The sequence below is a fragment of the Flavobacterium lacus genome, from assembly GCF_003268815.1.
Lineage (GTDB): Bacteria > Bacteroidota > Bacteroidia > Flavobacteriales > Flavobacteriaceae > Flavobacterium > Flavobacterium lacus.
In genome coordinates, this window is record NZ_QLSV01000019.1 from 1 (window position 1) to 24,792 (window position 24,792).

Annotated in this window: 12 protein-coding genes; 1 reads left to right on the plus strand and 11 read right to left on the minus strand. The window is 32.5% G+C overall.

The genetic code is table 11. The features are described 5' to 3' along the window. Window positions 1-314 precede the first annotated feature (314 nt). Window positions 315-509, minus strand: coding sequence for a hypothetical protein (locus tag B0I10_RS14880; RefSeq protein ID WP_112087312.1), 195 nt, complete (start codon window positions 507-509; stop codon window positions 315-317). A 34-nt stretch (window positions 510-543) separates the two neighbouring features. Next, entirely contained in the window at window positions 544-2,106 is a 1,563-nt protein-coding gene (locus B0I10_RS14885; protein ID WP_112087313.1) for a Fic family protein, read from the minus strand. A gap of 577 nt (window positions 2,107-2,683) precedes the next feature. Here B0I10_RS14885 and B0I10_RS14890 point away from each other — a divergent pair. After that, window positions 2,684-5,686 (plus strand): DEAD/DEAH box helicase, encoded by a 3,003-nt coding sequence (locus tag B0I10_RS14890; protein ID WP_112087314.1) that lies wholly within the window; start codon window positions 2,684-2,686, stop codon window positions 5,684-5,686. Window positions 5,687-5,820: 134 nt separating this feature from the next. Here B0I10_RS14890 and B0I10_RS14895 read toward each other — a convergent pair whose 3' ends face one another. The 9 genes from B0I10_RS14895 to B0I10_RS14940 all read right to left on the minus strand — a co-directional run bounded on the left by B0I10_RS14895 (window position 5,821) and on the right by B0I10_RS14940 (window position 24,261). After that, entirely contained in the window at window positions 5,821-8,490 is a 2,670-nt protein-coding gene (locus tag B0I10_RS14895; RefSeq protein WP_112087315.1) for a UvrD-helicase domain-containing protein, read from the minus strand. Between the two features lie 564 nt (window positions 8,491-9,054). After that, window positions 9,055-10,086: a hypothetical protein gene (locus tag B0I10_RS14905; protein WP_112087317.1), complete on the minus strand. Its 1,032-nt coding sequence runs from the start codon at window positions 10,084-10,086 to the stop codon at window positions 9,055-9,057. A gap of 45 nt (window positions 10,087-10,131) precedes the next feature. Then, the gene (locus B0I10_RS14910; RefSeq protein ID WP_112087318.1) at window positions 10,132-13,179 is read right to left on the minus strand and encodes a type I restriction endonuclease subunit R; all 3,048 of its coding nucleotides are present in this window, start codon (window positions 13,177-13,179) and stop codon (window positions 10,132-10,134) included. A 6-nt stretch (window positions 13,180-13,185) separates the two neighbouring features. Further along, on the minus strand, window positions 13,186-15,024 hold the full coding sequence (locus B0I10_RS14915) for a DUF262 domain-containing protein (RefSeq protein WP_112087319.1): 1,839 nt from the start codon (window positions 15,022-15,024) through the stop codon (window positions 13,186-13,188). A gap of 48 nt (window positions 15,025-15,072) precedes the next feature. After that, window positions 15,073-18,243, minus strand: a complete 3,171-nt coding sequence (locus B0I10_RS14920) for a sacsin N-terminal ATP-binding-like domain-containing protein (protein WP_112087320.1) — start codon at window positions 18,241-18,243, stop codon at window positions 15,073-15,075. A gap of 2 nt (window positions 18,244-18,245) precedes the next feature. Further along, complete coding sequence (locus B0I10_RS14925) at window positions 18,246-19,091, minus strand: hypothetical protein (protein WP_146740378.1); 846 nt, start codon at window positions 19,089-19,091, stop codon at window positions 18,246-18,248. 1 nt (window position 19,092) lies between these two features. Continuing rightward, window positions 19,093-20,424, minus strand: a complete 1,332-nt coding sequence (locus B0I10_RS14930; RefSeq protein WP_112087322.1) for a restriction endonuclease subunit S — start codon at window positions 20,422-20,424, stop codon at window positions 19,093-19,095. Between the two features lies 1 nt (window position 20,425). Then, the gene (locus tag B0I10_RS14935; protein WP_112087323.1) at window positions 20,426-22,792 is read right to left on the minus strand and encodes a type I restriction-modification system subunit M; all 2,367 of its coding nucleotides are present in this window, start codon (window positions 22,790-22,792) and stop codon (window positions 20,426-20,428) included. 191 nt (window positions 22,793-22,983) lie between these two features. Then, window positions 22,984-24,261: an acyl carrier protein gene (locus B0I10_RS14940; protein WP_146740379.1), complete on the minus strand. Its 1,278-nt coding sequence runs from the start codon at window positions 24,259-24,261 to the stop codon at window positions 22,984-22,986. Between the last annotated feature and the right edge of the window lie 531 nt (window positions 24,262-24,792).

Genomic DNA, 24,792 nt, shown 5'->3' on the forward strand with positions numbered 1-24,792 from the left:
TTCCAACCCTCGAAGGGTTTGGAACCCTTCGAGGGTTAAACCTCATAAATTTCCGCAAAGTCGGGAGACATTTGCGGAGCATTTCATAGGGTATTTGTTCTTAACACTTTGCGTAGCGGGGGAATTACTAGTACTAATGCTAGTACAATTTTGTTTACATTTTTCATTTTTTTGTATAATTTATAATTTTTGAATGATATACGATAAATAAATACTTTTGGTTCATTTTTTTTTCAACCCTCGAAGGGTTTGGAACCCTTCGAGGGTTAAACCTCATAAATTTCCGCAAAGTCGGGAGACATTTGCGGAGCATTTCATAGGGTATTTGTTCTTAACACTTTGCGTAGCGGGGTTCCATTTTTAATGTAGCCAACCGTTGCATGATTTTTGTCTTGAATGGTGCCATCGGGTTTTACGTAACCTGTAGTGGCGTGGTTCTTGGATTGGATGGTTTGTGAATAGGTTAATCCAAAACACAAGACCATTAACAATAAAATTATTTTTTTCATTTTATTTAATTTTTAAAAATAAATTGATTAGTTTTTAATTAAAATACACTTTGTAATTCTCTTCTATTTCTTTTACTTCTTTTTCTGTTAAAACGGCAAATTCCTTTTCTTTGGCTCTTTGTGATAGTAAACCATTGTTTTGTTCCAAGAACCTTATCAACAAAGCAACCATCTTGTCAGGCATTTGATAGTTATTATCTAACCAAAGTTTCATGGCATCATATTTTTGTAAATAGGCCACTTCTTCGGGAATAATAACGTGAATGGTATTATCTATGCACTCACATAAAAACTCAGCTTGTTTGGTAGCGTCAAAATAACGGTAGTAATCCGCTGTTTGATTCAACACGGTGACATTGTTGTCTTTGGTTGTCTCCCATTGAATAAAATCCAACAATGGATGGGAATAGCTTTCCAGCACTTTGGCATAATCATCAATTCTTTCTAAAATAGAAGCCGACACTGGAAAGATAATGCCCTGTGGACTATATTTCATGGCTGACAACAAATGATGGATTAAATAGCGATGCAACCTTCCGTTACCATCAACAAATGGATGGATAAATACAAACCCAAATGCGATGCTTGTTGCTGTTAATATGGGATGAAAACTATTGATTTCCATTTTTTTGGAAGCGTCTATCAACCCATTCATTAAGATTTCAATATCTTCATGACGCGCTGAGATATGTTCAGGGATAGGTTCTCCAGTGGTTCTGTCGTGTTTACCAACAAATCCGCCTTCGGTCCTATAGCCCATGGTTACAAACTTGCTATTCTCAATTACAATTTGTTGAAGTCGGTACAGTTCTTCTTTGCTCAAAGGTTTGCTTCCTGCTTGTCCAATGGCTTTACCCCAGCGCATCGCTCTGTTTTGAGTTGGATTTTCACCTTCTATAGTAAACGATGCTTTGGAATCTTTTAATAACAAAAAGGAAGATGTTCGGAGTAATACATCTTTACGGATTCCTTTGATAACTGTGTTAATGCTATCCACAGTATTCTTGTTGATGTAGCGTTCCAGTTTTTCGGTTTTGGTGATAAGCGGACAAAAATCAACCGTTCCAGCCAAATTATTTATGATTAAATGCCTTGATGATTTTTTTCCTTCAATGGCGTATTGTAGTTTTTCATCAACTAATTTTATATAGCTTTTTTTAGTCAAATCTTGTTTTCCTTCAATTTGTTGTCCAGTTAACCATTCTATCAGAAACCAAATTTTACGGCTGTATTGTCCTGTGGGTTCTATTTGAACCAATTCACTTAATTGTTTTGTTGTGTAAGACTTAGCAAGAAAACGAAAGACGAGCAAATTGATACCTTCATATTTAAGAGCAAACACAAGATGCTTATGCAAAGATTCTATTTCTGATTGTTGAAGGTTGTCCTCTGGCAGATAAATAGCTGGAAATACATTCCATTGGTCATTTTGATATTTTTTGTTTTTGGCACAAACCAAGGCAATCGATGCAGGCATAGGTACTGCCAAGTTCAACTGATGTATAATTGCAGAATAACCTACAATAGTCCCTTCCTCAGGTGTGATTCGTCCATGAAAAATAGGTGCTGTTTGAGAAAAATGAGTGTTTTTAGCCATGTTTGTAAAAATATGAGCGCAATTTACAATAAATATGGGTGCTATAAAATAAAAATGAGCGCATTTTTATATTATTTTAAAAAGATAGGCGTACTATACTATGGAACACTATCTGTTTTTGATACAAAAACTTATTTAAAATTCTACATTGGATGTTTATATGGCCGATATCTTCTATTTATAGCACTTGACAATTTGCTTTGTCTTTTTATATAATAATACCGATTTTGTCAAGTGGCTTCGCCACATACAATCCCTTGTATATCAACATCCAATGTAGGATTTGGTTAAAAATTGATGATTGATTTTTCCAATCACAAAACCACTTTCAAAAGTACTTTACAACACCTTCAACTAGTTGACACTTTTGTGTTATATACAGCCTATCTAGGGCCCTAAAAAGGGCCATGGGCTGGGTTTGTTCCCGTAGGGTAATTGAGAGCAATGTGAAGCGGTTTTTTGTTTTTAACCCTCGAAGGGTTTGGAACCCTTCGAGGGTTAGGTTAAACAAAATTACTATATTTGAATAGTTAATCGATTGCTACCCTTTTAAAAGGCAGTTTACAAAGCAACTAGAATGGAAATCAACAAAAAAGTCATCCATAAAATAGGAGAAGCCATCAGGGGAGGGAAGTACCTGAGCATCTACTACAAAAACAAACAGGAGGAAGTAAAGCACTTTTGGATTTCCATTTTGGATATAAATAATCGGGGTAAACTAGTAGTGGACATGTTCAATGTCAACAAAGACGAACCCATTTTAAACACAACGCTTTCCATTGCAGCCATACAATCTGCTGAACTATTGAAGTTTTCCCATTATAACGTACCGGAGCAATTAATCAAAAAGCTACACGAAGACGAAAGTTTACTCGATTATGAATTTGACCGATACAACAATGCAATTTTAAACTATTACTTGGAATGTTACAAAACCAATAACGACCCTTTTTTACACCAAGCCCATTTAATACCGGAGATTGATTTGACCGAATTGGTGCAACAAAGTCCGTTTCAATTGTCGTTAGCACAACAAAAATACCTGCTCAAAGAAATTTACCATAATGAATACACCAAGTTTCAGGAGTACAAATTGGCTCTGAGTGAGTTTTCCATTGATATTGCTTCCAAAGGGAAATTCATCGTGGCGTATCGGGAGTTGACGTATGACCCCGTGAAAAAGACCATTCAAATTAGTAAAGGGACGCATTTTAATCCTCATTTTTATATCAAAGATGTGAAGTATTCTTTATCGTATTATACGGATATGATTACCTCAGATTTTGAAGAGTTCTACCTTAACGACCCAACGACGACCATTGAATGGTTAAGTGAAAATTTTAAAGTAGGAGAATTGCCTAATACGCGACCGGAAGTGGTGGTGTTAGGCTATTCCAAAATAGATATTGCCCCTGTTTTTGATCGCATCAATACCGAACATCAAAACAAAGAAATGCAGATTCCTTTGAAAGCATTCTTTAAAAACGCATCGCTTTTAGACCGAAAAAATAGGAGAGAACCGCATATTGTGTTGTACGATAAAAATGTGAACATTGACCAATTACGCACCATTTACAATTCACTCAAATACCCGATAACGTATGTGCAAGGGCCTCCCGGAACCGGAAAAACACAAACCATTTTAAACATTGTGGTTAACTGTATCACCAACAATAAAACGATACTGATTTCTTCCAATAACAACATTCCGATTGATGGCATCAAAGAAAAATTAACGTTAGGAAAGTACCGCGACAAAGAAATTGTCCTTCCCTTTATTCGGTTAGGAAACAAACAATGCACGTTGGAAGCCTTGCAAACCATTAAAAAGCTGTACCAATTTGAAACCACTGATGTACCCAAAGAATCGCTTCTGCTAAATTTAAAAGAAAATTCAAAAGAGCGAAACAAACGATTGGTGGAAAAGTTACAGCAGTATGAAGAACGAACTGACTTGCAACAAAATTTAGAGTTCATCAATGGATTGCTGTCACGTGGCGATTATTGGTTATTGAAACAGGAAAAAGAAAAACTGGAAAAGAAAATACTTTCCATCCCTGAAACCAAAGAAGAAGATGTCAAAGGCATTTTTGAAATCATCGACGGGAATTATAAACTGCTCCAATTTTTCTACTTTGAATCGTTGCGGTACATCAAGCGATTAAAAACAAAAGACTATATTGAATTAATTGAAATTCTATTTATCGAAGAAGAAAATAAACAGCTCAAAGAGTTCAATACGTGGATAAGCGATGACAAAAACCTTGAAAAGTTCACGAAAGTATTTCCTGTTATTTTAACCACCAACATCTCCAGTAGGCGATTGGGACAAACGTTTAAATTTGATTTATTAACCATTGACGAAGCCGGACAATGTGATATTCCCACCAGTTTAGTGCCCATTTCTAAATGTAAAAACATGGTGTTGATTGGCGATACCAACCAACTGCAACCCATTATCCTTTTTGAAGAGCACAAGAACGATAAAATGATGAAGCTGTTTAACATTGATGTGGAATACAGTTACTACCATCATTCCATTTTGTCGGCCTATAAAAAAATGGATAGCATTTCAAGGGAAATTTTATTGAGTTACCATTACCGTTGTGGGAGAAAAATAATTGACTATTCCAATAAACGCTTTTATGAACAACGGTTAAACCTCACGGCCATCAAAGAAAACGGAAGCATTCAATTGCTTTCGGTGACCAATGCCAACCAAAAGAACAAAAACGCCCAACTGGAAGAAGCCGTTGAAATTGTAAAATACATCAAAAACAATAAGTTAACCGATGTATTCATCCTTACACCGTTTAGGAACCAAGAGGAAGTGCTGAATCATTATGTGACCCAAGCCAAAGCAGCCGGCGTAATTGCTGATTCCGTGAGTTGCGGCACCATTCACAAAGTACAGGGACAAGAAAACAAGACGATCATTATCTCTACCGCTCTTTCCACTAAAACTTCCCCAAAGACGTATGATTGGATAAAAAATAACAGCCAATTGATCAACGTGGGCATTACAAGAGCCAAACAAAACCTGATTGTAGTGACTGATTTACAAGCCATTGCTGTCTTATCTCGAAAAGACGATGATTTATATGCCTTGATTGACTATGCTGCCAAAAACGGTACCACGCATGTCACCCAAAGTACAGTAAATAAACTAACGATTGGATTCTCGAACAATTCCCGATTTGAAGACGAATTTTACAAAACCATGCAACATTATTGTTCGTTAAAAGACACCCGATTCAAACGGAATGTCAAAATAGTGGACTTGTTTCCGGAAGAAGCCAACAATTCGTTGGTCAATAAAAAGGAGTTGGATGGGGTGCTTTTTCAGGATAATCAACCGAAAGTGGTATTTGAAATCAATGGGCGGGAGCATTATCACAACAAACGCACCGTGCAATCTGACAAGCTCAAAATGGACTTATTACAACGCAAAAACATCCAACTACTGCTCATCCCCAACCAATACGTGAAACACTACGAGTTTATCCGTGAATTAATCAATAAATTCAATGGTGACGTGTATCAACAAACGTTGTTTGATGGGTATGATGGAGTGCGTTAACCCTCGTTGGAACCCTTCGAGGGTTGAAATTACCACAATCTTTTTCCGGTTACTTGTCATGCTGACGCAGGAAGCATCTCAACCCTCAATAGAATCAAAACCACTTAACCTTTTAAATCCATTAAAATTATCACCTACAAATTGATTGTATGGGAACATTTTGGATAATTAGTACATCCCAAGAAATTGCCGAACTTGCCACTTCTCTTGGCCATAAAACCACTTTTACAACTCGGACAAAGCATCGTATTTTCTAAAATCGTAATGTCGTTGAACGTTTGGTTACAACTCGGATAATGGGAACAACCCAAAAAGTGATTGTTTTTTAGCGGGTTTTGTCGAACCACCAAAAACCCGGTTTGACAATACGGACAATTTGTTTTACTTACTTTATCATCGTTCGTACTGAACAAAAAGTCGTTATCGGTTATTAATTCTTCTGCAAATAAGGAAACATCGGTCGGAATGAGCAAGACCACTTCGTTTTTGGTTCTTGTTAAGGCTACATAAAACAACCGTCGTTCTTCCGCAAAACGATATTCTTCATCATCACTCAGCAATAGCGATAACATCGGATCGTCACTCATTTTATTGGGAAACCCTAATAAGTGATTTTTTAGGTTGAGTACAATCACATTATCGGCTTCCAATCCCTTTGATTTATGAACCGTGATGTATTTAATGTCGAGTTCTTCAAGCCCTTTTATCTCTATTTTGTCGTTGCGTTCATTATACTTTATTTTGCTGTTAGGGGTAAGCTTGATAAATTCATTGATGTCAAAACTATGACGACCCAAAACCAAAATGGGCTTTTTACCCATTTTATCAAGAAGTGATTGAACTTCCCTAATAAATATTTCATCAGCGTTATCTTGTGAATAATACACCAATTTGATGGGATTGTCCAACGCTTCTTTTTTTGACTTTGGGTTTTTAGGTAGTTGCTTCTTGTTTTTTTGAATGTACTTTGAAGTAATGTCAATCAGCGATTGTGCATTCCGATAGGTTTGCTCGATGAATAATTTTTCATGTTTGCCCACATATTTTTCAAATTGACTAAACAAGGAGATATCACTCCCCGCAAAGCGATAAATGGATTGCCAATCGTCACCCACGCAAATTAATCTTGCTCCGGATAGCTCTCGAATGGTTTTGATGAGATTAAACCGTGAATAAGAAATGTCTTGGTATTCGTCAATAATAATATACTGATAGGAAGTAAGTGGTTTATTTTGTTGGATGAGGTCTGTTGCCAGATTTACCATGTCATTAAAGTCAATTTCATTTTTATCTTTCAACGTTTGGTCATATTTTTTTAAGATGGGAAGGGCAAATTGTAAAAAGAGTTTTTGCCTTTGAAGCATGTAATCATTAGCTGTTATTCTTTTATCTGAAAACAATTTTGTGATAGCGTCATAATCCAATTGTCTTGATTTACATAAATTGATAAACGTTTCAACCAGTTTCGTAATTTCTTTACCAAAATTCTTGTCCTTTTCGGTGACTTTGGTAAAAATACTTTTGACATCGATGGGCTTGAAAACAACCTTTTCATTTTCCAAAAGCTCTTTGAGTTTGTCGAGTAAAACCTTATTGCGATTGTAATAGGAATAAGTTTCTATCAGTTTTGTATTGTAGGTTTTATGCGTCTCTCTTTTTAGCTCCATTTCGGCAATATATTTTTGCTCATAAAACGGCGTAAGATATTTTGCCCTATTGTTTTCATCCACACCAAAATGTTCCAAATAAATGTCGTAGTCTTTCAGGTAAAAATCAGGACGATATACCACGTTACCAAAAGGGTAGGGCTTTTCATAGTCGTAGGCAATACCGTTTAAAAACAAAAAGTTGGCAATCGTAAGTTCTTCAATACTTTTTACCCTTTCCCCTTGAATCGTGTCAAGCGATGCTTTTGCTACTTTATTTAAGGGTTCCGGTTCGCATTTCGATTTTAAGGTTTCAAAATTAATCCCTTTTTCAGTATCTAATTTTTCGCCAAGAGAATCATAACTGTCATGTTCTTCCGGAATATTCATAAAGCACGCCACATATTCAATGAAAGCTTTTAAAGCTGCTTCATCGTTAAATAGTTCCTCCTCTAAATAGGTTTTGATTATTTTACCGATAGTGTTTTCATTGGTTACAACCGGCACAGTGGTTTGGTGTTTTTTGATACTATCATAGCCGAGTTTATGAAAAGTAGTGGCTTGTGCATCCAGTCCAATTTTTTGTAGTCGTTCATTTAATTCATCCACTGTTTTTTTGGTAAACGAAAGCAACAAGATGTTTTCGGGTTGCACCTTTTTCTGTTCCAACAAGTATTTTACTTTTCCCAGTATGGTTAACGTTTTGCCCGAACCTGCACCGGCAATAATTAAGTTGGAATATTCGTCGGTTAGGATAGCCGTTCGTTGTTGGTCATCCAATTTTTTTCCTTCTACATCGTCAAAATAATCACGGAGTTTTTCTTTTTGCGTTTGTACATAGTTTTGGTTGTACTGAATGATATAGCGGTCAAAATCGTGAAAAACGGCATTGAACTTTTTTACTTTTTCTTCTTTTTTATAAAAAGTGGTTTTGTGTTTAAAGTACTTTCCAACTGCTGAAAACTGTTGTTTGATAGCATCGCGATGCACCCAGGTGATATAATCATCAAATTGTTCGAGGGCATCAAAAAACAGCGAAATTTGTTTAAGGTTAGTAAGGTAGGTTGTATTTTGATATTTTTTCTTTTCCAACCAAGGTTGAAAAACAACAAAGTGCAATACCACTGCCATCAAAATAATACCAAATATAAAAATCATAGTTGCTTTTTAATTGTATGTTGCGGGTGGTGTGTATCTTTAAGTTTGTTGAATTTGCCTCACAGAAAACGCACACCCGCTTTACATCAGATTCGAAATGCGGAACTGATTATTTTGTTAAAGATAAAAAAAAATCTTGTGGAGTGAAAACGCGAGTTTTCCGCTAATTAAAAGTAGTTGGGGAAAGAGGAAGTCAGCACGGATTGCTATCGGAATTCGCCGACCGCTGTACTGTGTGAAACTTCGTGGTGTTGATGTAATGCGGCGAAGTCAGAGACATTCGCCGAGCAATATACTAGATTGGAGACTTAGGGTAGCAGGGGGAAAGTCAGGTTGCTATCAATATTGCTCTTATTAAAATGGAATATAAAATGTCGTATACTTCATTAACAAAAGTGTAGAAATTGTAAATGATAAAATATGCTTTAATTTAATACGTAATAGAATTTGTGTATTAAAAATTTGCACTTTATTAAAGGTAATTTTGAAAATTAAATAAAACAATACTTGTGCAACTGCAAAAGTAGCTATTAGTGAAAGTATGTTTAAAATTTGCATATGTATTTATTTAGGTTTATCCTTATTAATAGCAAATTGTTTCAAATATTTTAGTAAATCTTCATTATTAGAAATTTGCAATGAATCTTTTGCTTCTAAGATTTCTTTTTGCATTGCTCTGTCATGATTATTATTTTGATACTCAATAATTTTAGAAATTAAACCATCCGTAGATAAATCCATATTGAATCCCTCAACATCTATAGTTAAACCACCACCAGTTAAACCAATTATCACTAAGCCTACTAAAAGAATTAAACGTCCATTTTTAGATATAAATTGCGTCTTACCTTCAGAATTAACATTTATTTTTATTTGAATATCAGAAACATCAAAATGAAGATTGTGATGTTTAATAAAGCCTTCTGTAAATCGAAGAATATCGCTTCCAAAATATAATAGATCAGGAGCAGGAACGTTACTTTCTCTATTTACATTAATAATAATACTCGTTTCATCATCAATTTTGAAAAAGTCACTAATTGAACGTTCTACAATGTCCCCATAATGTGTAATATCATTTAAGGCTTGATGCGATTGCATTGCATTCCGTAATAAAATATCTGAGGATTTTTTTGAAACAGTTTTATGCCACCTAATTTTTTTTCGTTTTCTATACGGACAACCAGTTCTGTCTAAATCCAAATCCGTAACTTCAAGTAATAGTGTTTGTTGAACTTCTCCGATGGAAATAAAAGCAGAACCTTCTGATGGAACAACCACTATATCTCCCTTTTTCATTTCATATATAAATCGTACAATTTGACCCGCCATCAATCCAGCGTTTCTATCCGGTAAAATATTTTCAATATGCGTTTTTAATTTTAAACGGAGTTCATCCAAGTTTTTTGACGCTTTTTTTAAGTCATCTACTTTTTTTAGAGTAATCTCTTCATGACCTATAGCTACAAAATTAAAATTTGTAAAGCTTTCAAAATATTCACCTCCTTCAGTTCTGACAATCCAATATCGTTTACCCTGCGGAACAGCCTCAATCATATCAAAAAATTGAGTAAGTTCTTCTTTAAAACTCTCCATAAGTGTTTGGTTTCTTTGTTAAATATAATAAATAAAAATAGAATTTTAAACATTCACCCCAACCATTCTCTTCATCGTATCAAAAAAAGCTTGATAAAATGCATCATCTTTGGCATACAATCGATATAAATCCAACTCGTTTTTACGTTGTTTAGACATCACTTCATCTAATATTTTTCTGAATGCTAAATCTCTATTTGCCACGTCACGATTACTAGCTACTTTGAGTAGATAATCAGGATGTGCTTGAATTTGTTTGGACAATGTAACAAATTTTATCCTTTGATCTTCTGGTGTAGCTTCCCAACCTTGAAACCATCTTTCGTTGAAACTATTTATAATCAACTCTAATGGGTCTTCAGCTTCTTCACTACCGTGTGCTCCTCTCGGATTTGGATTTTGTGGATCTAGTTCCGTTTCACTATCATCTAATACAATGGATTCATTTAATTTTACACGTTCCAGTCCATAGGTTGATAAATCTACCGAATTAAGTAAACCGTCTAAAGCATCAATGTCTTTATCTGTTATAATTAATTTTGGAATTAAAAATTTCAAAAACCAAAATAGCTTCTCCCAATTTATTACTTCATAAGGAAGAATAGCCGCCATTTGACCATATATTTTTACAAACTGTTTCGCTTTAATTTTAAAATCTGCTTTCTCGCTATCTTCTAATTTTAATTCCGAATTAAATCGTTCTGCAGCAGTATCAATTATCGGACTTAATAATTGAGCATCTACTTTATTAAAGTACTTTACAACAAAATCTTCTACTTCATACCACTCATACACCCCAACTTCATCTAAAACGCCTTTAATTTCGTGCAGTACATTTACATCTGTTGCTCTGCTTAAAGTGGTTGCCGTATAAAATGGATCAAAAGCTTCTTTGATATCTCCCACAGAATTGAAAAAATCAAGCACAAATAAATCTTCTGTTTTTTTACCTAATTTATCTGCTGCTCTATTTAAACGTGACAAAGCTTGTACTGCCAAAACACCTTGCAATTTTTTATCTACGTACATCGCAGTTAGCTTGGGTTGGTCAAAACCTGTTAGGTATTTATTAGCGACGACTAATATTCGATAATCATCCTCATTAAATTTATCTCTCGTGTCTTTTTCCGCAAAACCATTCAAACTTTCTTCGGTGTGTTCAATTCCTTCTACGGTTTTTTTTCCTGAAAAAGCAATGACAATTTTAAACGGATTTCCCTTGTCTTTTAAGATGTTTTTTAACGCAAAATAATATTGAATTGCTGATTCAATACTTTGTGTAACAACCATAGCTTTGGCTTTTCCTTTTAGTTTTTTAGTATTAACCACTTTATGATAGAAATGGTCAAACATAATTTCTGCTTTGGAAGCAATGGTTTCTTTATGTCGTTCCACATAAGCACGAAGTTTCTTTTGAGCTTTTATGGTATCAAATAATGGATTATCTTCTATTGATTTTTCAATTTCATAATAACTTTTAAACGTTGTATAATTGGCTAAAACATCCAAGATAAATCCTTCTTCAATGGCTTGTTTCATCGAGTACAAATCAAACGGTTTGAATGAACCATCTTCTTGTTGGACACCAAATTTTTCTAACGTATTGTTTTTTGGTGTTGCAGTAAAAGCTAGGTAAGAAGCATTTCCACGCATTTTTCTGGATTGCATAGCAGTAATAATAATATCTTGCGGGTCAACTTCTTCATCAATGTCAGTATTGATTTTTCCCATCGCTCGATTCATATTGTCTGCTGCTGAACCGCTTTGACTACTATGTGCCTCATCAATAATGACAGCAAAACGTTTGTCGCTCAAATCGGCGATACCATCAATGATAAACGGAAACTTTTGAATGGTGGTAATGATGATTCGTTTACCACTTTCTAAACTTTCTTTTAAATCATTTGATGAATAGGCAGGAGCCACAATATTTTTTACTTCCGAAAATTCTTTGATGTTTTCTCGTAATTGTTTGTCTAATAATCGTCTGTCGGTGACTACAATGACTGAATCAAATAATGGATTTGAAACGCCTTTACTTCCGGGAATAGTGTCACTTTCCGGATACGTTTCAATTAACTGATAAGCAGCCCAAGTAATAGAGTTTGATTTTCCTGAACCTGCGGAATGTTGAATTAAGTAATTTTGTCCAACACCTTTTTTACTCGCATCGTCTATGATTCTTCTAACCACATTCATTTGATGGTAGCGAGGAAAGAACAACGTACGTTTAGTTAAACTATCCTTTTCTGAACCATCAAAACGAACAAAATGTTGGATGATATTAGCCACACTTTGTCGAGTTAAAACTTCGTCCCATAAATAAGAAGTTTTATGCCCAAAGGGATTAGTTGGATTCCCTTTACCGTGATTATTTCCCAAATTAAATGGCAAGAAAAAAGTGGAGCCACCGTCAAGTTTGGTGGTCATATATACTTCGTCGGTATCAACAGCAAAGTGCACAATACAGCGACCAAAGTTTAATAAAGGTTGAGTGATATCTCGTTTAAATTTGTATTGATTTTGTCCGTGTACTTTAGCATTTTGACCTGTCCAATGGTTTTTGAGTTCCATCGTAGAGAAGGGGAGACCGTTAATAAACAAAACCATATCAATTTCTTCTCTTGGATTGGTTACCGAATAACGAACTTGTCGAGTAACACTAAATTCATTTTGTTCAAATTTTTCTTTAACAGTTTGACTACTGCTAGCCAAGGGCAACACATAAAATAGGGTAAAGTGAGCATCATCTATTTCTAAACCTTTACGAAGTAATTTTAAAACGCCGTATTTCTTTATCATTCGATCCAAGCGTTCCAAAATCTTTAACTTCCAGTCGTTTTGTTTTTGAAGTTTGGCCAATTCTTCTTTTTGGGTAGTTTCCAAAAAATGCCAAAAACGTACTTCATCAATGGCGTATTTTGCATTGAAATCGGAAGCATAACCAATATAGTAGCCGTTGCCGGAACGATAGATTTCGTTTGGCTCGTTTACACCACCACTTGCTATAACTTTCAATTCTTCTAAAGAAGAATCGGTTAGTTTTTTTTCGATGGATTGTTCAAGGGCGGATTCGTTGGTTTGGCTAGGCATAATGCTTTAAATTTTATAATAATCAGTTGACCAAATTTGTTCACAGAGTAATTTTACAACTTCAACTCTTTGTTCAATGTTTTGCTTTCTTAATTCAATATGTGCTTTAAATGGAATGTTGGCTAATATACTATTTCTAAAATTAGGGTTTTTTATATAAAAATCAGGATGTAATGTTTGAGCAAAAGTATTTTCTTTTAAATAATGTGGCAGTTTATCAATGTAATCATCACTATTAAATGATTGATTTGTTCCATTTGGTAGTAGGATTAAACCACCAATAGAATTTCTCACTTCAACAAATTCCCATTCTTGTTCAAACTCATCTTTATGTTTATGAAAATGGTTACTCCACAAATGTTCAACTTCAAACTTTTTACCTATTGGTTCCTGGTAAGACTGATAAGTAATTCCTCTTCCAACGCTTTCGTCTACAAAGGATGTTATTCTGCAAAGTAAATGTTTTACAAACGAATAATTTTGTTGATGTAATCTGAAGTTTTTTATTCCATCAAATGTTTGCTCCATTTGATTGATTTCATTTGTTAACACATCATTCAGATTTTCTAAGTCTAGATCTCTAATGTTTTTAGTTATATTAAAAAAAGTATATTGAATAGATGAAGCTCCAAATTTCATAAAGTTTACAGATCTTCTAACTGTATAAGTTTCAATAAATCTTGCAACAGCATCAATTTTCTTTTTCATTATATCCATTGAATCAGTTGATTTTAAGGGAGCTAATAATAGTGCATCAGATAACGAGGATGCTATACCCCAATAGTTTGCATAAAATAAATGAGGATATGTATTGTCAAACTTTGTGCTTTTTTCCCAAATATACAAATGAGCTTTAACCATATAATCAAATTCTTTTTCAAAGAAAACTTTAAAATCATCAGAGGTTTTTAAATTGAATTTTTCTTCATGATTATTTTTAAACCATTCATGTAATCTAGTTCCTATTTGCTCATAATCTTGATTTTCAGAATCTACTTTTCTTGGTCTAACACTTATGGCAAATTTTGCTCTAAACCAAGCTTTGAAGAAATCTAAATCAGCATTTTCATCTAAATCATGTAGACTTTTTATGTGATTTTTCCACATTTCATTTAAGGAACTTCTTTCTTTCGAATTGTTGATTCTAGATAAAACATAGCCTTTCAACATTTCAGTGGCTGTAAGATTCATTCCTCTATCATTCATGGTTTCAAAAATGGTGTAGGCATTTTCATCTGAATACGCTGTAATTTTTACTAAAATTACATTTCCTATAAACCAATCGATGAAATAAGGTAATGCCTCATCTGTAATATCTTCTGGAAAACAATGGTCAATATCATTATATCTATTTACAATATTAATTACAGTTTCATCTTCATTTTCTTTTAATTCATATATACCGTCTTCAAATAATCCTTTCAATACTTGTTGTCTATCATCATCGGTCATGTTAAATGACTTTTCTCCATATTTTTCAGAAAACACCAAGTTTTCTATATTTACTTGTGTTTGATTGTTTTTTTGTAAATGATTAAGGTAAATTAAGAATAAAGTTATAGATGTAATTCGCTGTTGCCCATCTATAATTGAGTTTTTTCCATCTGCAACACTAAAAACAACAGGGCCTAAATAATAACTTTGATAATTGGCTACATCAGATCGTTTATCCCCTTTATTGTAAGATTTTAAAAAAGCATTTGTTAAATCCTCAATTAAAGCAATCATGTGCTTTTCTTGCCATCGATACTCTCTTTGGAAATAATCAATAAAAAACTTCTGGTCTTTTAATAGATCATTAATACTCTTATCTGATGCTTCTATTTTGTTTTTTGTGTTACTCATAATTTATTTTAAAAAATTGAAACTACTTAATTGTAATGTTTGTATTGATTATTTCTTTAAAAATTCTATTAAGTATGTCTCAAATTGAGATAATTTTATTCCTTTCTCTGTTATTATTGATTGTGGAATTAATGTTCTATAATCTCCATCAAGATGAATTTCTTCTGTCGCATCAGTTTGTTTAAGCACTTCAATAAGATGTTCTACATGTACACCTATATCATTTATAAATTTGATATTATCTATTATTTTACTTATTTCTACTATTTCAAATCTATCTTCACCAATATAATCGGTCATATCAACTGAACATAAAGCATAATTTGATTTTTGTTCATTTGAACGTAAGGTTTGATTTTTTGACATTTTTATTGAAGTTTTTTTATCCCATCGAGATTTCACTTCAATATAATATTTGGCTTCTTCCTTAATTTTGATGATGATATCTTGTCCATCTTGTTCTCCTTTTATTTCATATTTGATATCATCAGGATTTATAATTCCTTTTAAGTGTTCTTTTAAAATTTCTTCGATATGATTTCCTATTTGCTTCTTAAATTGGAAATTTGCTTTAGTTTGCTTTTCATCATCTAAAGCATTCATAGCTTGGTTTAATATTGCTTCAAAATCAGGATTAGAAATAAGTTTACCGATACTTTTAAGTTTATCGTCTTCTAAAGTTACAATAGCAAAAATATCATCTTTGGTTTCTTCTTTTGTAACTACAGAAATCATAATACTTGCTTTTTTTTCATTTAATAATTGAAACAAGTCTTGATAATATTTGTCATTTAATCTAGGAATAATTTTTAGAATAGTCGGTTTATGAGGATGGTTGTCAATATCATTAATATTATTATTAAAAATAGTTTCTTCAATAATTTTAGTTAAATATTTATTGTTAATGTAATCATCTTCTGAAATAAAAGAATTAAATTCTTTTATTGTTAATAATTCGTTTATATCCTTTTTTTCAACATCTAAATAAAACTGTTTTATATCTATTGATACATCATAATCACGTTTTAAATCATCTGACAAACGTAGTTCAAATAATTGATTTGGATAAATTTTACTTTCTCTAAAAACATCTTTATTACTATCATCATATGTTTTGTGTATTTCATATATGAAATTGATATTTTCTCTAACCCATTCATTATTATGTGTTGAAATCAGATTAAAGAAAATTTCAAATAGAACTTTTCTTATACTTCTCAACTCAACTTTTTCTTTGTCTTCAACGTTAGGTAAAAGGATTAAATTATCATCTAAGTTATAGTATTTAGCAATTAGTTTGATAAGTTGTATGGGTTTGTTATTTGATTCTTTCGAGTAAGAAAGTTTACAAAAATTAAAAAGAGCATAAAAGAAATTGGATTCAATTTTCTCACTTGATTCTATTAAATCGGCATGATAGCTCTCAATTACTAGGTCCTCGCTAAAAAAAATAGAATTTTTAAAGCTTGGTTTATCTAATTCATTTTTGACTTCATCGGAGAAATTCCTTTGATTAAATGAACTAAAGTTAAAGTTAAAAATAAATTCTTTGTCAATTAACTGATTTACTTTTTCAGGGATTAAAATTTTACCCAACTCAATTATTTCTGCATTTAAGTCTTTTGCAACTAAGAAATGACCAAACGGATGAAAATAACCCTCTATATTAGGCAATAACTTGTACTCATTGAATACGTTTACAAGTTCAATATCAATTAAATGTTGATAGTATTTTTTTAAAGTATCTTTATCAAAATCCTCTAAATTGCATTCACTTATTTTTTCTAATAAATCTTTGTGTGTAATGAAATAAATGCTCTCGCTTTTCCAATTAATTGCATTATTACTCCAGATAACAGCTTCATTCTTTAAAGGTATAATCTTGTAGAACTTTGAAATTAATTCATAAAAGCAATCAAATGTTTCATCATCATAATTTAGAAATTCTTCTGCAAAATAGTATACTTCTTGTATAGTTTTATATCCTTCGATTGTTTTTACAAAAGGTAATAATTCTAGTTTTTCATTCCATTCATTTTGTAGTTCTTCAAAGTATTCATTTAAAGTTTGATTGTCAGAATCAGTTTTAAAATGAACATTGGTGTACAATAAAGGATTAGAAACTTCCAACACATTACTATTTAAGAATGAGAAAATTATTTCTGTACATTTCTTTATAATTTCTCTATTTTTTTCTTCTTGATCCTTTACTTGGTATACATCGCTATTTAAATGAATTCCATTTCTTGGTTCAGTAGGTAGAAAGTTTTTACAGTTTATAATGAAATTAATTCCAAAATTTTCAGAACCAATTAAAGGATAGTATAAAAATAAACGAGCAATTTTTTCTCCAAAATCATAGACTTCTTTGTCTTTGTTAATTGGAAGAATAATTTCAATTTCATCATCTTTATCTACAATGCTATAAAGATGAATTGGAGAACCATTCTTTGAAATAATTGTTTGATATAAGTTAATATTTTTATTGTTATCTACTTTGTTTTTTTCTTGAAAATTATATTGTGTTATTAAATTATTCTTTCCTTTAATAGTAACTTTTTTAAGCCTTTCATTAATGGTGAATACTAACGGAATATAATCGTCTAAATTTTCTAAAGACTTATCAATATATTCAAATTCTTTTGGCGTTTCAGGTAAATAGGTAAAAATTGTTTTAGCTTCAATAGACTCTATTGAAGTTGGACTTTCTAAAATGCGATATACTCTTTTTTTTTGCTCAGAGATATTGTCACTCAATAATTCCCAAGTTTTTGGGGTTCTATCTATTTCAAAATTTTCAATCGGAATATGATAATTACCAGTGTCTAATGTCGAATCAATTATAAATTTACGACCAAAAGAGTGTGTGGTAAGAAATCCGGTTCCATACTTTCCAACTTCAGGAATATCATCTTCTTCCTGAATACCATATTTTCCACTAACTTGTTTAATTAATGATATTAAAGATTTTGTATCAAAAGGTTTTCCGTTATGGGTGAAGGATATTCTATTATAACTATAATCAATTTCAATTTCACATTCAACCGTTAAATCACAAGCATTTTGAACTAATTCCCAAATAGCTCTATTAGAGGAGTGGTCATTGAATTTTTCAAAATCACGTAGCATTTTATCTGCATGCTGCTTTAAGTCTGAACGCTCGTCTTCTTTTTTGGTTTGCTCAATGATTTTAATTATCTCTTGATTTTTTTCGATCATAATTATTGAAGATTTTTATTTGAATAAATTATTCTGTAATCAGGTTTCCATTTAGATTCTGATATTCCTTCTGTTATTTTATTAAAACTTTTTTGATTCATATTAGAATCTTTTCCGTTACTTTCACTTTCATCATTTGAAGAATTTGTTTTTACAAATCCTAAATCTTTATTTGATTCTAAAATAGTTTCCAATTTATATTTAGTTAAAGTGCTTTTTTGTTTTGGACAACAAACTAAGACTCTCCATGGTTGTGCGTGATTAGGGTGTAAATCATCAAAAGTAGGACTAATAAAATGACCTCGTGCATCTGTTTTTAAAGCATAATTTTCTATAATTTTTGGTTCTACCAAAGAACATCCAAATTGACTTTCATTAAAAGATATAGAACAAAAATCTAATCCTCTGTAATCAAAATCCTCAACTCCATTGTATAATAAATAATAACTTTTGCAACCAGTTAATCCTTCCAGAAGAGTAAGTTTTTCCCATTGATAATTTCGATTTCTAGGACTATAGCCATCTCTTAATGTTGTATAAGTTTTATTTAATTTTAAAACCTTGGATTGCAATGCATACCAAACATATTGATTTGGACTAATTTCTACAAACAAATCGATATCACTACCATATATTTCCTCTTTATAACCAGATTTGGCATAGACATCTAAACCAATTGTGTTACATTTTTTATGGAAATGTTTCAATTCGACTATAATTTTTTTTGTCAAACCTACTTCACTTTCGTCTATGTAAACCATGTGAGCATAAATGATATCTCTCCATACTTTTATTGCTATATCATGGAATAAAAAACAACTATTACATAATGGATTAGAAACTCTCATACTAAATCACTTTTACCTTCCCAGTCACAACCCCATCTATCAAACTCATTTTATACTCCTTCAACTTTTCTATTTCTTGCTCTTTTAACGTAATTAATGTGTCAATTTTAGATGATTGGGTTTCAATATAAGAAATGATTTGATTTTGTTCAGAGAAACTAGGCAATGGTAATCTCATTGACCTTAAATCATCTCTAGAAACTTTTAACCTTAAAGTATTGTATTTCCCTTCTCCACGATCAATAGCAATTAAACCTTTACCCAGACTATACAAAACACCTTGAATTGTTTTACATCTGAATAAATATTCATAAAACTTCGTGTTGGAATAGTTTAGACGTCCATAATATGTATAATAAACAGGACTAACGCAACCAAAATAGTCCGAAACACCAACTGCTCCTACAATCATATTCATACTATTAAACACTAAATCATCTTTGTGAGCTAACTTATACTGACTAAAATCATCTTTAAACCGGTCTAAATTTGTAGTTTTTTCAGCGTACAATGTAACACCTTTGTCTATAGAAAGTGATAATATTTCTCTAGTCCTAATAGGAGCATTTTTCTCATTACGCTCAGTTAGAATGTTTTTAAGAGATTCAACTTTCCAATGCTCTGGAATTTCCCCAATCCATTCCGCACCACTGTCTTTATATTTTACTGTTTTATCCAAACCTTTAGTAATGGCATTATGAATTATTATTTGTTGCCGCTCTTTGAGAAGTTCTATTTGTTTTTGTTTGGTAGTAATGGCTTTGTCTATTTTTGTAGTTTTGTTGTCAAGGAAATTGGATATGACGATTTGTTCTTCTAAAGGTGGATTTAGAATGTAAAAATTATTTATACTCGAAATAGCAACTCCTCCAATCATTCCTGACATAGCAAGTTTAAATTGAGTTTGAAATAAACTTCCTTTCAATGTATAATAAATAAATTTTGAATTTACATTGTTTATTGCTTTAACACAAGCTAACTTGTTTACAAAGCAAATATCTTGATTTAAAAAAGCAATTTTTCTTCCTGCACTTCCACCTTCAATGCATATTAATGAGGATTCATTGGGAGCAACTTTATACTTTGGTTCATTTTGTGGAATTCTTAATCCATTTTCATAAGTAATATTAGAAGTCTCTAAATCGATATCTTTCGAAGAAATGTATGCAAAGTCATTTAAATTATCTGATTCAAATTTAGTTTTCTTACTATCATTTAAACTATCTCCATTATAAATAGAAGATGAATATTTCAATTTCTTCAATTCCCAATGCTCAGGAATTTCACCTAACCATTCCAAACCACTGTTTTTATATTGGTCGTACTTTTTCATCTTACCAATTTAAAATTTCAGCAATCAAGCCATCACTTTCTTTATCCAGTGCCAAAATATCCGAACTAACATCCTTTATTCCTCGCAACGGTTTGTGTTGGTAAAAATATTTGTTAAAGCTAATTTCATAACCTATTTTAGTAGCATCAAGGTTTATCCATGCTTCGTCCACATGTGGTTTCACTTCACGCAAAAAGTAGGTGTGTATATCTTCTTTTAGTGGTACATTTTCGGTATCGCGTAAATCGCTTTCAGTCTCATAGGTAATGTACCAGCCACGGGTGGCAGGTTCGCCTTTTTTAGCGGTTGGGTAATAGCCATAATCTGCCAATTCGTTTTCGGTACAATCTAAATGTTCTAAAACTTTATCAAGCTTATCACCACTTAGTTTTACTGTGCCCTTAATTACTTTTTCGGCATCGGCATCGTACCAACTTACAGTATTTAAAATGGCGTTCTTTTCGGAAGCAGATAGTTTAATTTTTTGGTCTTTCAAGACAGCTTCCACTTTTTCAGTAAATACATTGAAATCAGTATAAACGGTTTCACCAATATGAGAATGTAATAACAATCCCATCATCAATAAATTATGTTGTTTTTCCCAGACAGCAGTAGTAACTAAAGATTTACTTTGTTTAGCGTTGAGGTTGAGTTCCTGCTTTTCAGTCCAATCTAGCAAAGGTTTTTCATATACTTCAATACTATGATAAACGCTATCACCATAAGTGGCATAAGCATACACCATAGCTTCTTTTAGCGATTTGTCGTAACGCAACTCTTCTAAACGTTCTTTTGTAAACTGAGCTTTCAAACGTTTAGGTCGTTCAATAGTAACTTTGTGATAGCCAAAGTCGCTATTGTCAAAAACTTTAGAAGCTATACCATCATTAGTAGTACGCTCAATGGCTTTTAAATCGGTATAGGTTGTTACAATTTCGGTAATGTGTTCTGGTGCAAACTCAGAGTTTTTGTTACCTAAAGCCTTACGTAGTTTACGATATAATTGAGCGGCATCAATCAATTGAACTTTGCCTTTTCGGTTAGCTGTTTTGTTGTTACTCAGTATCCAAATATAAGTTGTAATTCCAGTATTGTAAAACAAATTGTTAGGCATTTGCACGATGGCCTCCAACCAATCGTTTTCAATGATATAACGACGGATATTACTTTCGCCACCGCCGGCATCACCGGTAAACAAACTACTTCCGTTGTGCACCGAAGCAATGCGTGTTCCGGTTGGACTTTGTGAAAGGGGTTTCATTTTACTGACCATTTCCATTAAAAACAACAATTGTCCGTCAGAAGAACGCGGAATGGCATCGGCATCTTCTTCTATTCCCCAATAGTTTTTTAATTTAATTTGAAAACGAGTATCAATGACATCTTTTCCGTCTTTGATATATTTTTGTTCACTCGCCCAAGATTTTCCGTAGGGTGGATTGGAAAGCATAAAATCAAAAGTAGTTCCTGCAAATTCATCGGTAGAGAGTGTAGAACCCACACGAATATTTTCAGGGTTATTCCCTTTAATCATCATATCCGATTTACAAATCGCATAGGTTTCGTCATTGATTTCTTTACCATACAAATACACAGAAGAATTGATAGCTTTGATTTCTCCATCCGGATCAGTAATAAAATTTTGTGATTCGGTCAACATACCACCACTTCCGCAAGCAGGATCATAAATGGTCATAACGTGTGGTAAATTGTTTTTGATGGGGTCAAAAATGATGTGCGTCATCAAGTCAATTACTTCACGAGGAGTAAAGTGTTCTCCGGCTTCTTCGTTATTTTCTTCGTTAAACTTTCTGATTAATTCTTCAAAGACATAACCCATTCCTAAGTTGGAAAGAGCAGGTAATTTTCTGCCGTTGCTGTCCAATTTTTCAAATGGTGTTAAATTAATATCAGGCGAAGTGAATTTTTCTAACACATCCAATAGCACATCTTTGGCCGCCATGTGTCGAATTTGACTTTTCAGTTTAAACTTTTCAATGATTTCTTTTACATTACCACTAAAGCCATTTAAATAATCTTCAAAATTAGCTTGCAATAATTGTTGACTGTTTGTGGCTGTATTGTGTAAACGTTGCAATGTCCATTCGCTCACATTATAAAAAACATACCCTGAAGCTTCACGTAATCCGTTTTCATCCCATTCAGTAAACTTTGCCTCATCCCGTTGAAATGCCAATTCCTCCATCACGGCATCTTTAGTAGGCTCCAGTAAAGCATCCAATCGTCTTAAAACCACCATCGGCAAAATGACATCACGGTATTTCCCACGAACGTAAACATCTCGCAAGCAATCATCTGCTATTGACCAAATAAAAGAAACTAATTTATTATGTACGGCTTGATTCATTATTTTATTTTGTGTTTTGTATTTGTTCAAACTTATCAAAAATTAATCACTTTAACAATTAATAATGATTATAGGATTGGTAAAAATATAAAGTGTGAAATAAAATATTTTACGGGAATCCGTAATTAGATACATAATTAAAAAAACCGTATAGAGGTTTTACGGTTTTGTAAAGGAATTATATTTATATTTTAATTAATTAATTCACCAAATAAGAAATTAGCACTAAGACCAACTAAATGAACATTTGAATTAAATGTATGTACTTCTTTCCATTGAATTTCAAAATTTATCTTTGGCTTTTTATCTTTATCTTTAAGGCTTATCGGAATCCCTAGTTTCCAATTAGTTTTTTTATATTCTCCAGCATTAAATTCCACTGCGGGACTAATACCGATGGTATTATTTAAGATAAAAAAAGCAGGTTCAATAGTTAGCGAAGGAGTTAAAAATTGTTTAAAAGAGGTAGTATATCCATCGTTAGTTTCAGTGACTACAACTATACCGTTGACACCAGTTGTAACCGACTGAAAAGGGGTAGTAGTTAAATTATCAACTATAACATTGTTGTTGTTTTTTAAGTTCAATCTAGATTTAAAGAAAATAGAACAGCCCCATGAATACTCTCTCATATAATTTCCCGATAAAGTTGCATTAAAAGCATAGAAGTTTTTGTTTGAAAGTGGAATGTTAGCAACGTCATTTGTTGTTTTATATATGTTTTCTCCAAAAGGCACAAACACTTCGAGTGATAACCATTTATCACTTACAAAGCGATACATTTTATTTTTTTCAAGATAATCAATTTCTTCTTTTGCTAATTCTATATATAATTCATCATGTTTTTGTTTTAGGATGGTGTCTATTATAGCTAGATCTGAATCGAAGTTTTTTAAAGAGTTGTATTTTTTTACAATTTTATCTAAGTCATCTTTATTAAATTTATCAACTTTATCTTTATATTTTGTAAAAAGTAATTCTCTATTAGCTAAAATAGCCTTTTTTCTATTTTTTTTATTTGATGAAGTGAAATTAATATTTCCACTAAAAATACGAGATATTTTAAATGTCGCACCAATATTGTTTTCCTGAAAATCTCCATCTTTGTAAACAGTTGCAAAGTTGTCTTTTGACTTAATTTTGGCACCAGCTGAAAAAACCCACGATAATTTTTTAGTTTCATTACCACAGCGTATATCAAAGTTAGCTCCAATGGACAACGATTTATCATTTGCATCGAGTGATGCATAAAACTTTTGTAGTGATAAATCGTTAGAACCTCCAAAGGCAGTTCCTACTTTGTTAGCAAAAAGAATATTTAGCATCTTATCATTAAATAGTAATGAATCTTTATTTTCATCAAGTTTAATGTCTTTTAAATATTTATATTTAGGTGACATAAGAATATTTTGAGCAATACAAACATTTGAAAAAATTAATAATAGCAGTAATAATAATTTTGTCTTCATAAGTCAGTGATTTTAAGTTAAAGTTGATTTACAACAAATCTCAAAATTTTATCCATACCAAAACATCCCTACAAATAGGTATTTTTCTCATAATCATAATCTTACAAGAAGATTTTAGTTATTAGGTCATGGTTAATGGGTTGATTGAACTTGTTGATTTAAGGAGGAAGTATTTTGTATGTTCAAGTAATCCATGCATTGCTTTTCACAATCTATGAAAATGCAGGTGGTAAAAAAGCATCAAATTGAGATACAGCCAACGGGTTCTTGTTAAGCACAATGCTCTCTTTTAATGGTATTGCGATTGTGGGGCGCTGGTTGCTGCGAAGTCGGGGGACTTTGGAGGGGGGGGTTAACCCTCGACGGGTTTTGAACCCTTCGAGGGTTGTTGCTGACTTATTATTGGACGGGTTTGTGAACTGGTTCTTCGATTGAAGCGGAACTGTGCGGAGGACTTTGTCTTCGCGGCACTTTTTTACCCGACGATTAGCGGAATTACCTCTTCTGCTTTTAGGCCTGTGTATTGGCAAA

What these genes read in the sequence shown, in the direction of transcription:
- B0I10_RS14910 (WP_112087318.1), bottom strand. Translation starts at nt 13,179, where the DNA reads ATGCCTAGCCAAACCAACGAATCCGCCCTTGAACAATCCATCGAAAAA.
- B0I10_RS14920 (WP_112087320.1), bottom strand. Translation starts at nt 18,243, where the DNA reads ATGATCGAAAAAAATCAAGAGATAATTAAAATCATTGAGCAAACCAAA.
- B0I10_RS14935 (WP_112087323.1), bottom strand. Translation starts at nt 22,792, where the DNA reads ATGAATCAAGCCGTACATAATAAATTAGTTTCTTTTATTTGGTCAATA.
- B0I10_RS14890 (WP_112087314.1), top strand. Translation starts at nt 2,684, where the DNA reads ATGGAAATCAACAAAAAAGTCATCCATAAAATAGGAGAAGCCATCAGG.
- B0I10_RS14905 (WP_112087317.1), bottom strand. Translation starts at nt 10,086, where the DNA reads ATGGAGAGTTTTAAAGAAGAACTTACTCAATTTTTTGATATGATTGAG.
- B0I10_RS14880 (WP_112087312.1), bottom strand. Translation starts at nt 509, where the DNA reads ATGAAAAAAATAATTTTATTGTTAATGGTCTTGTGTTTTGGATTAACC.
- B0I10_RS14930 (WP_112087322.1), bottom strand. Translation starts at nt 20,424, where the DNA reads ATGAAAAAGTACGACCAATATAAAAACAGTGGTTTGGAATGGTTAGGT.
- B0I10_RS14915 (WP_112087319.1), bottom strand. Translation starts at nt 15,024, where the DNA reads ATGAGTAACACAAAAAACAAAATAGAAGCATCAGATAAGAGTATTAAT.
- B0I10_RS14885 (WP_112087313.1), bottom strand. Translation starts at nt 2,106, where the DNA reads ATGGCTAAAAACACTCATTTTTCTCAAACAGCACCTATTTTTCATGGA.
- B0I10_RS14940 (WP_146740379.1), bottom strand. Translation starts at nt 24,261, where the DNA reads ATGAAGACAAAATTATTATTACTGCTATTATTAATTTTTTCAAATGTT.
- B0I10_RS14895 (WP_112087315.1), bottom strand. Translation starts at nt 8,490, where the DNA reads ATGATTTTTATATTTGGTATTATTTTGATGGCAGTGGTATTGCACTTT.
- B0I10_RS14925 (WP_146740378.1), bottom strand. Translation starts at nt 19,091, where the DNA reads ATGAGAGTTTCTAATCCATTATGTAATAGTTGTTTTTTATTCCATGAT.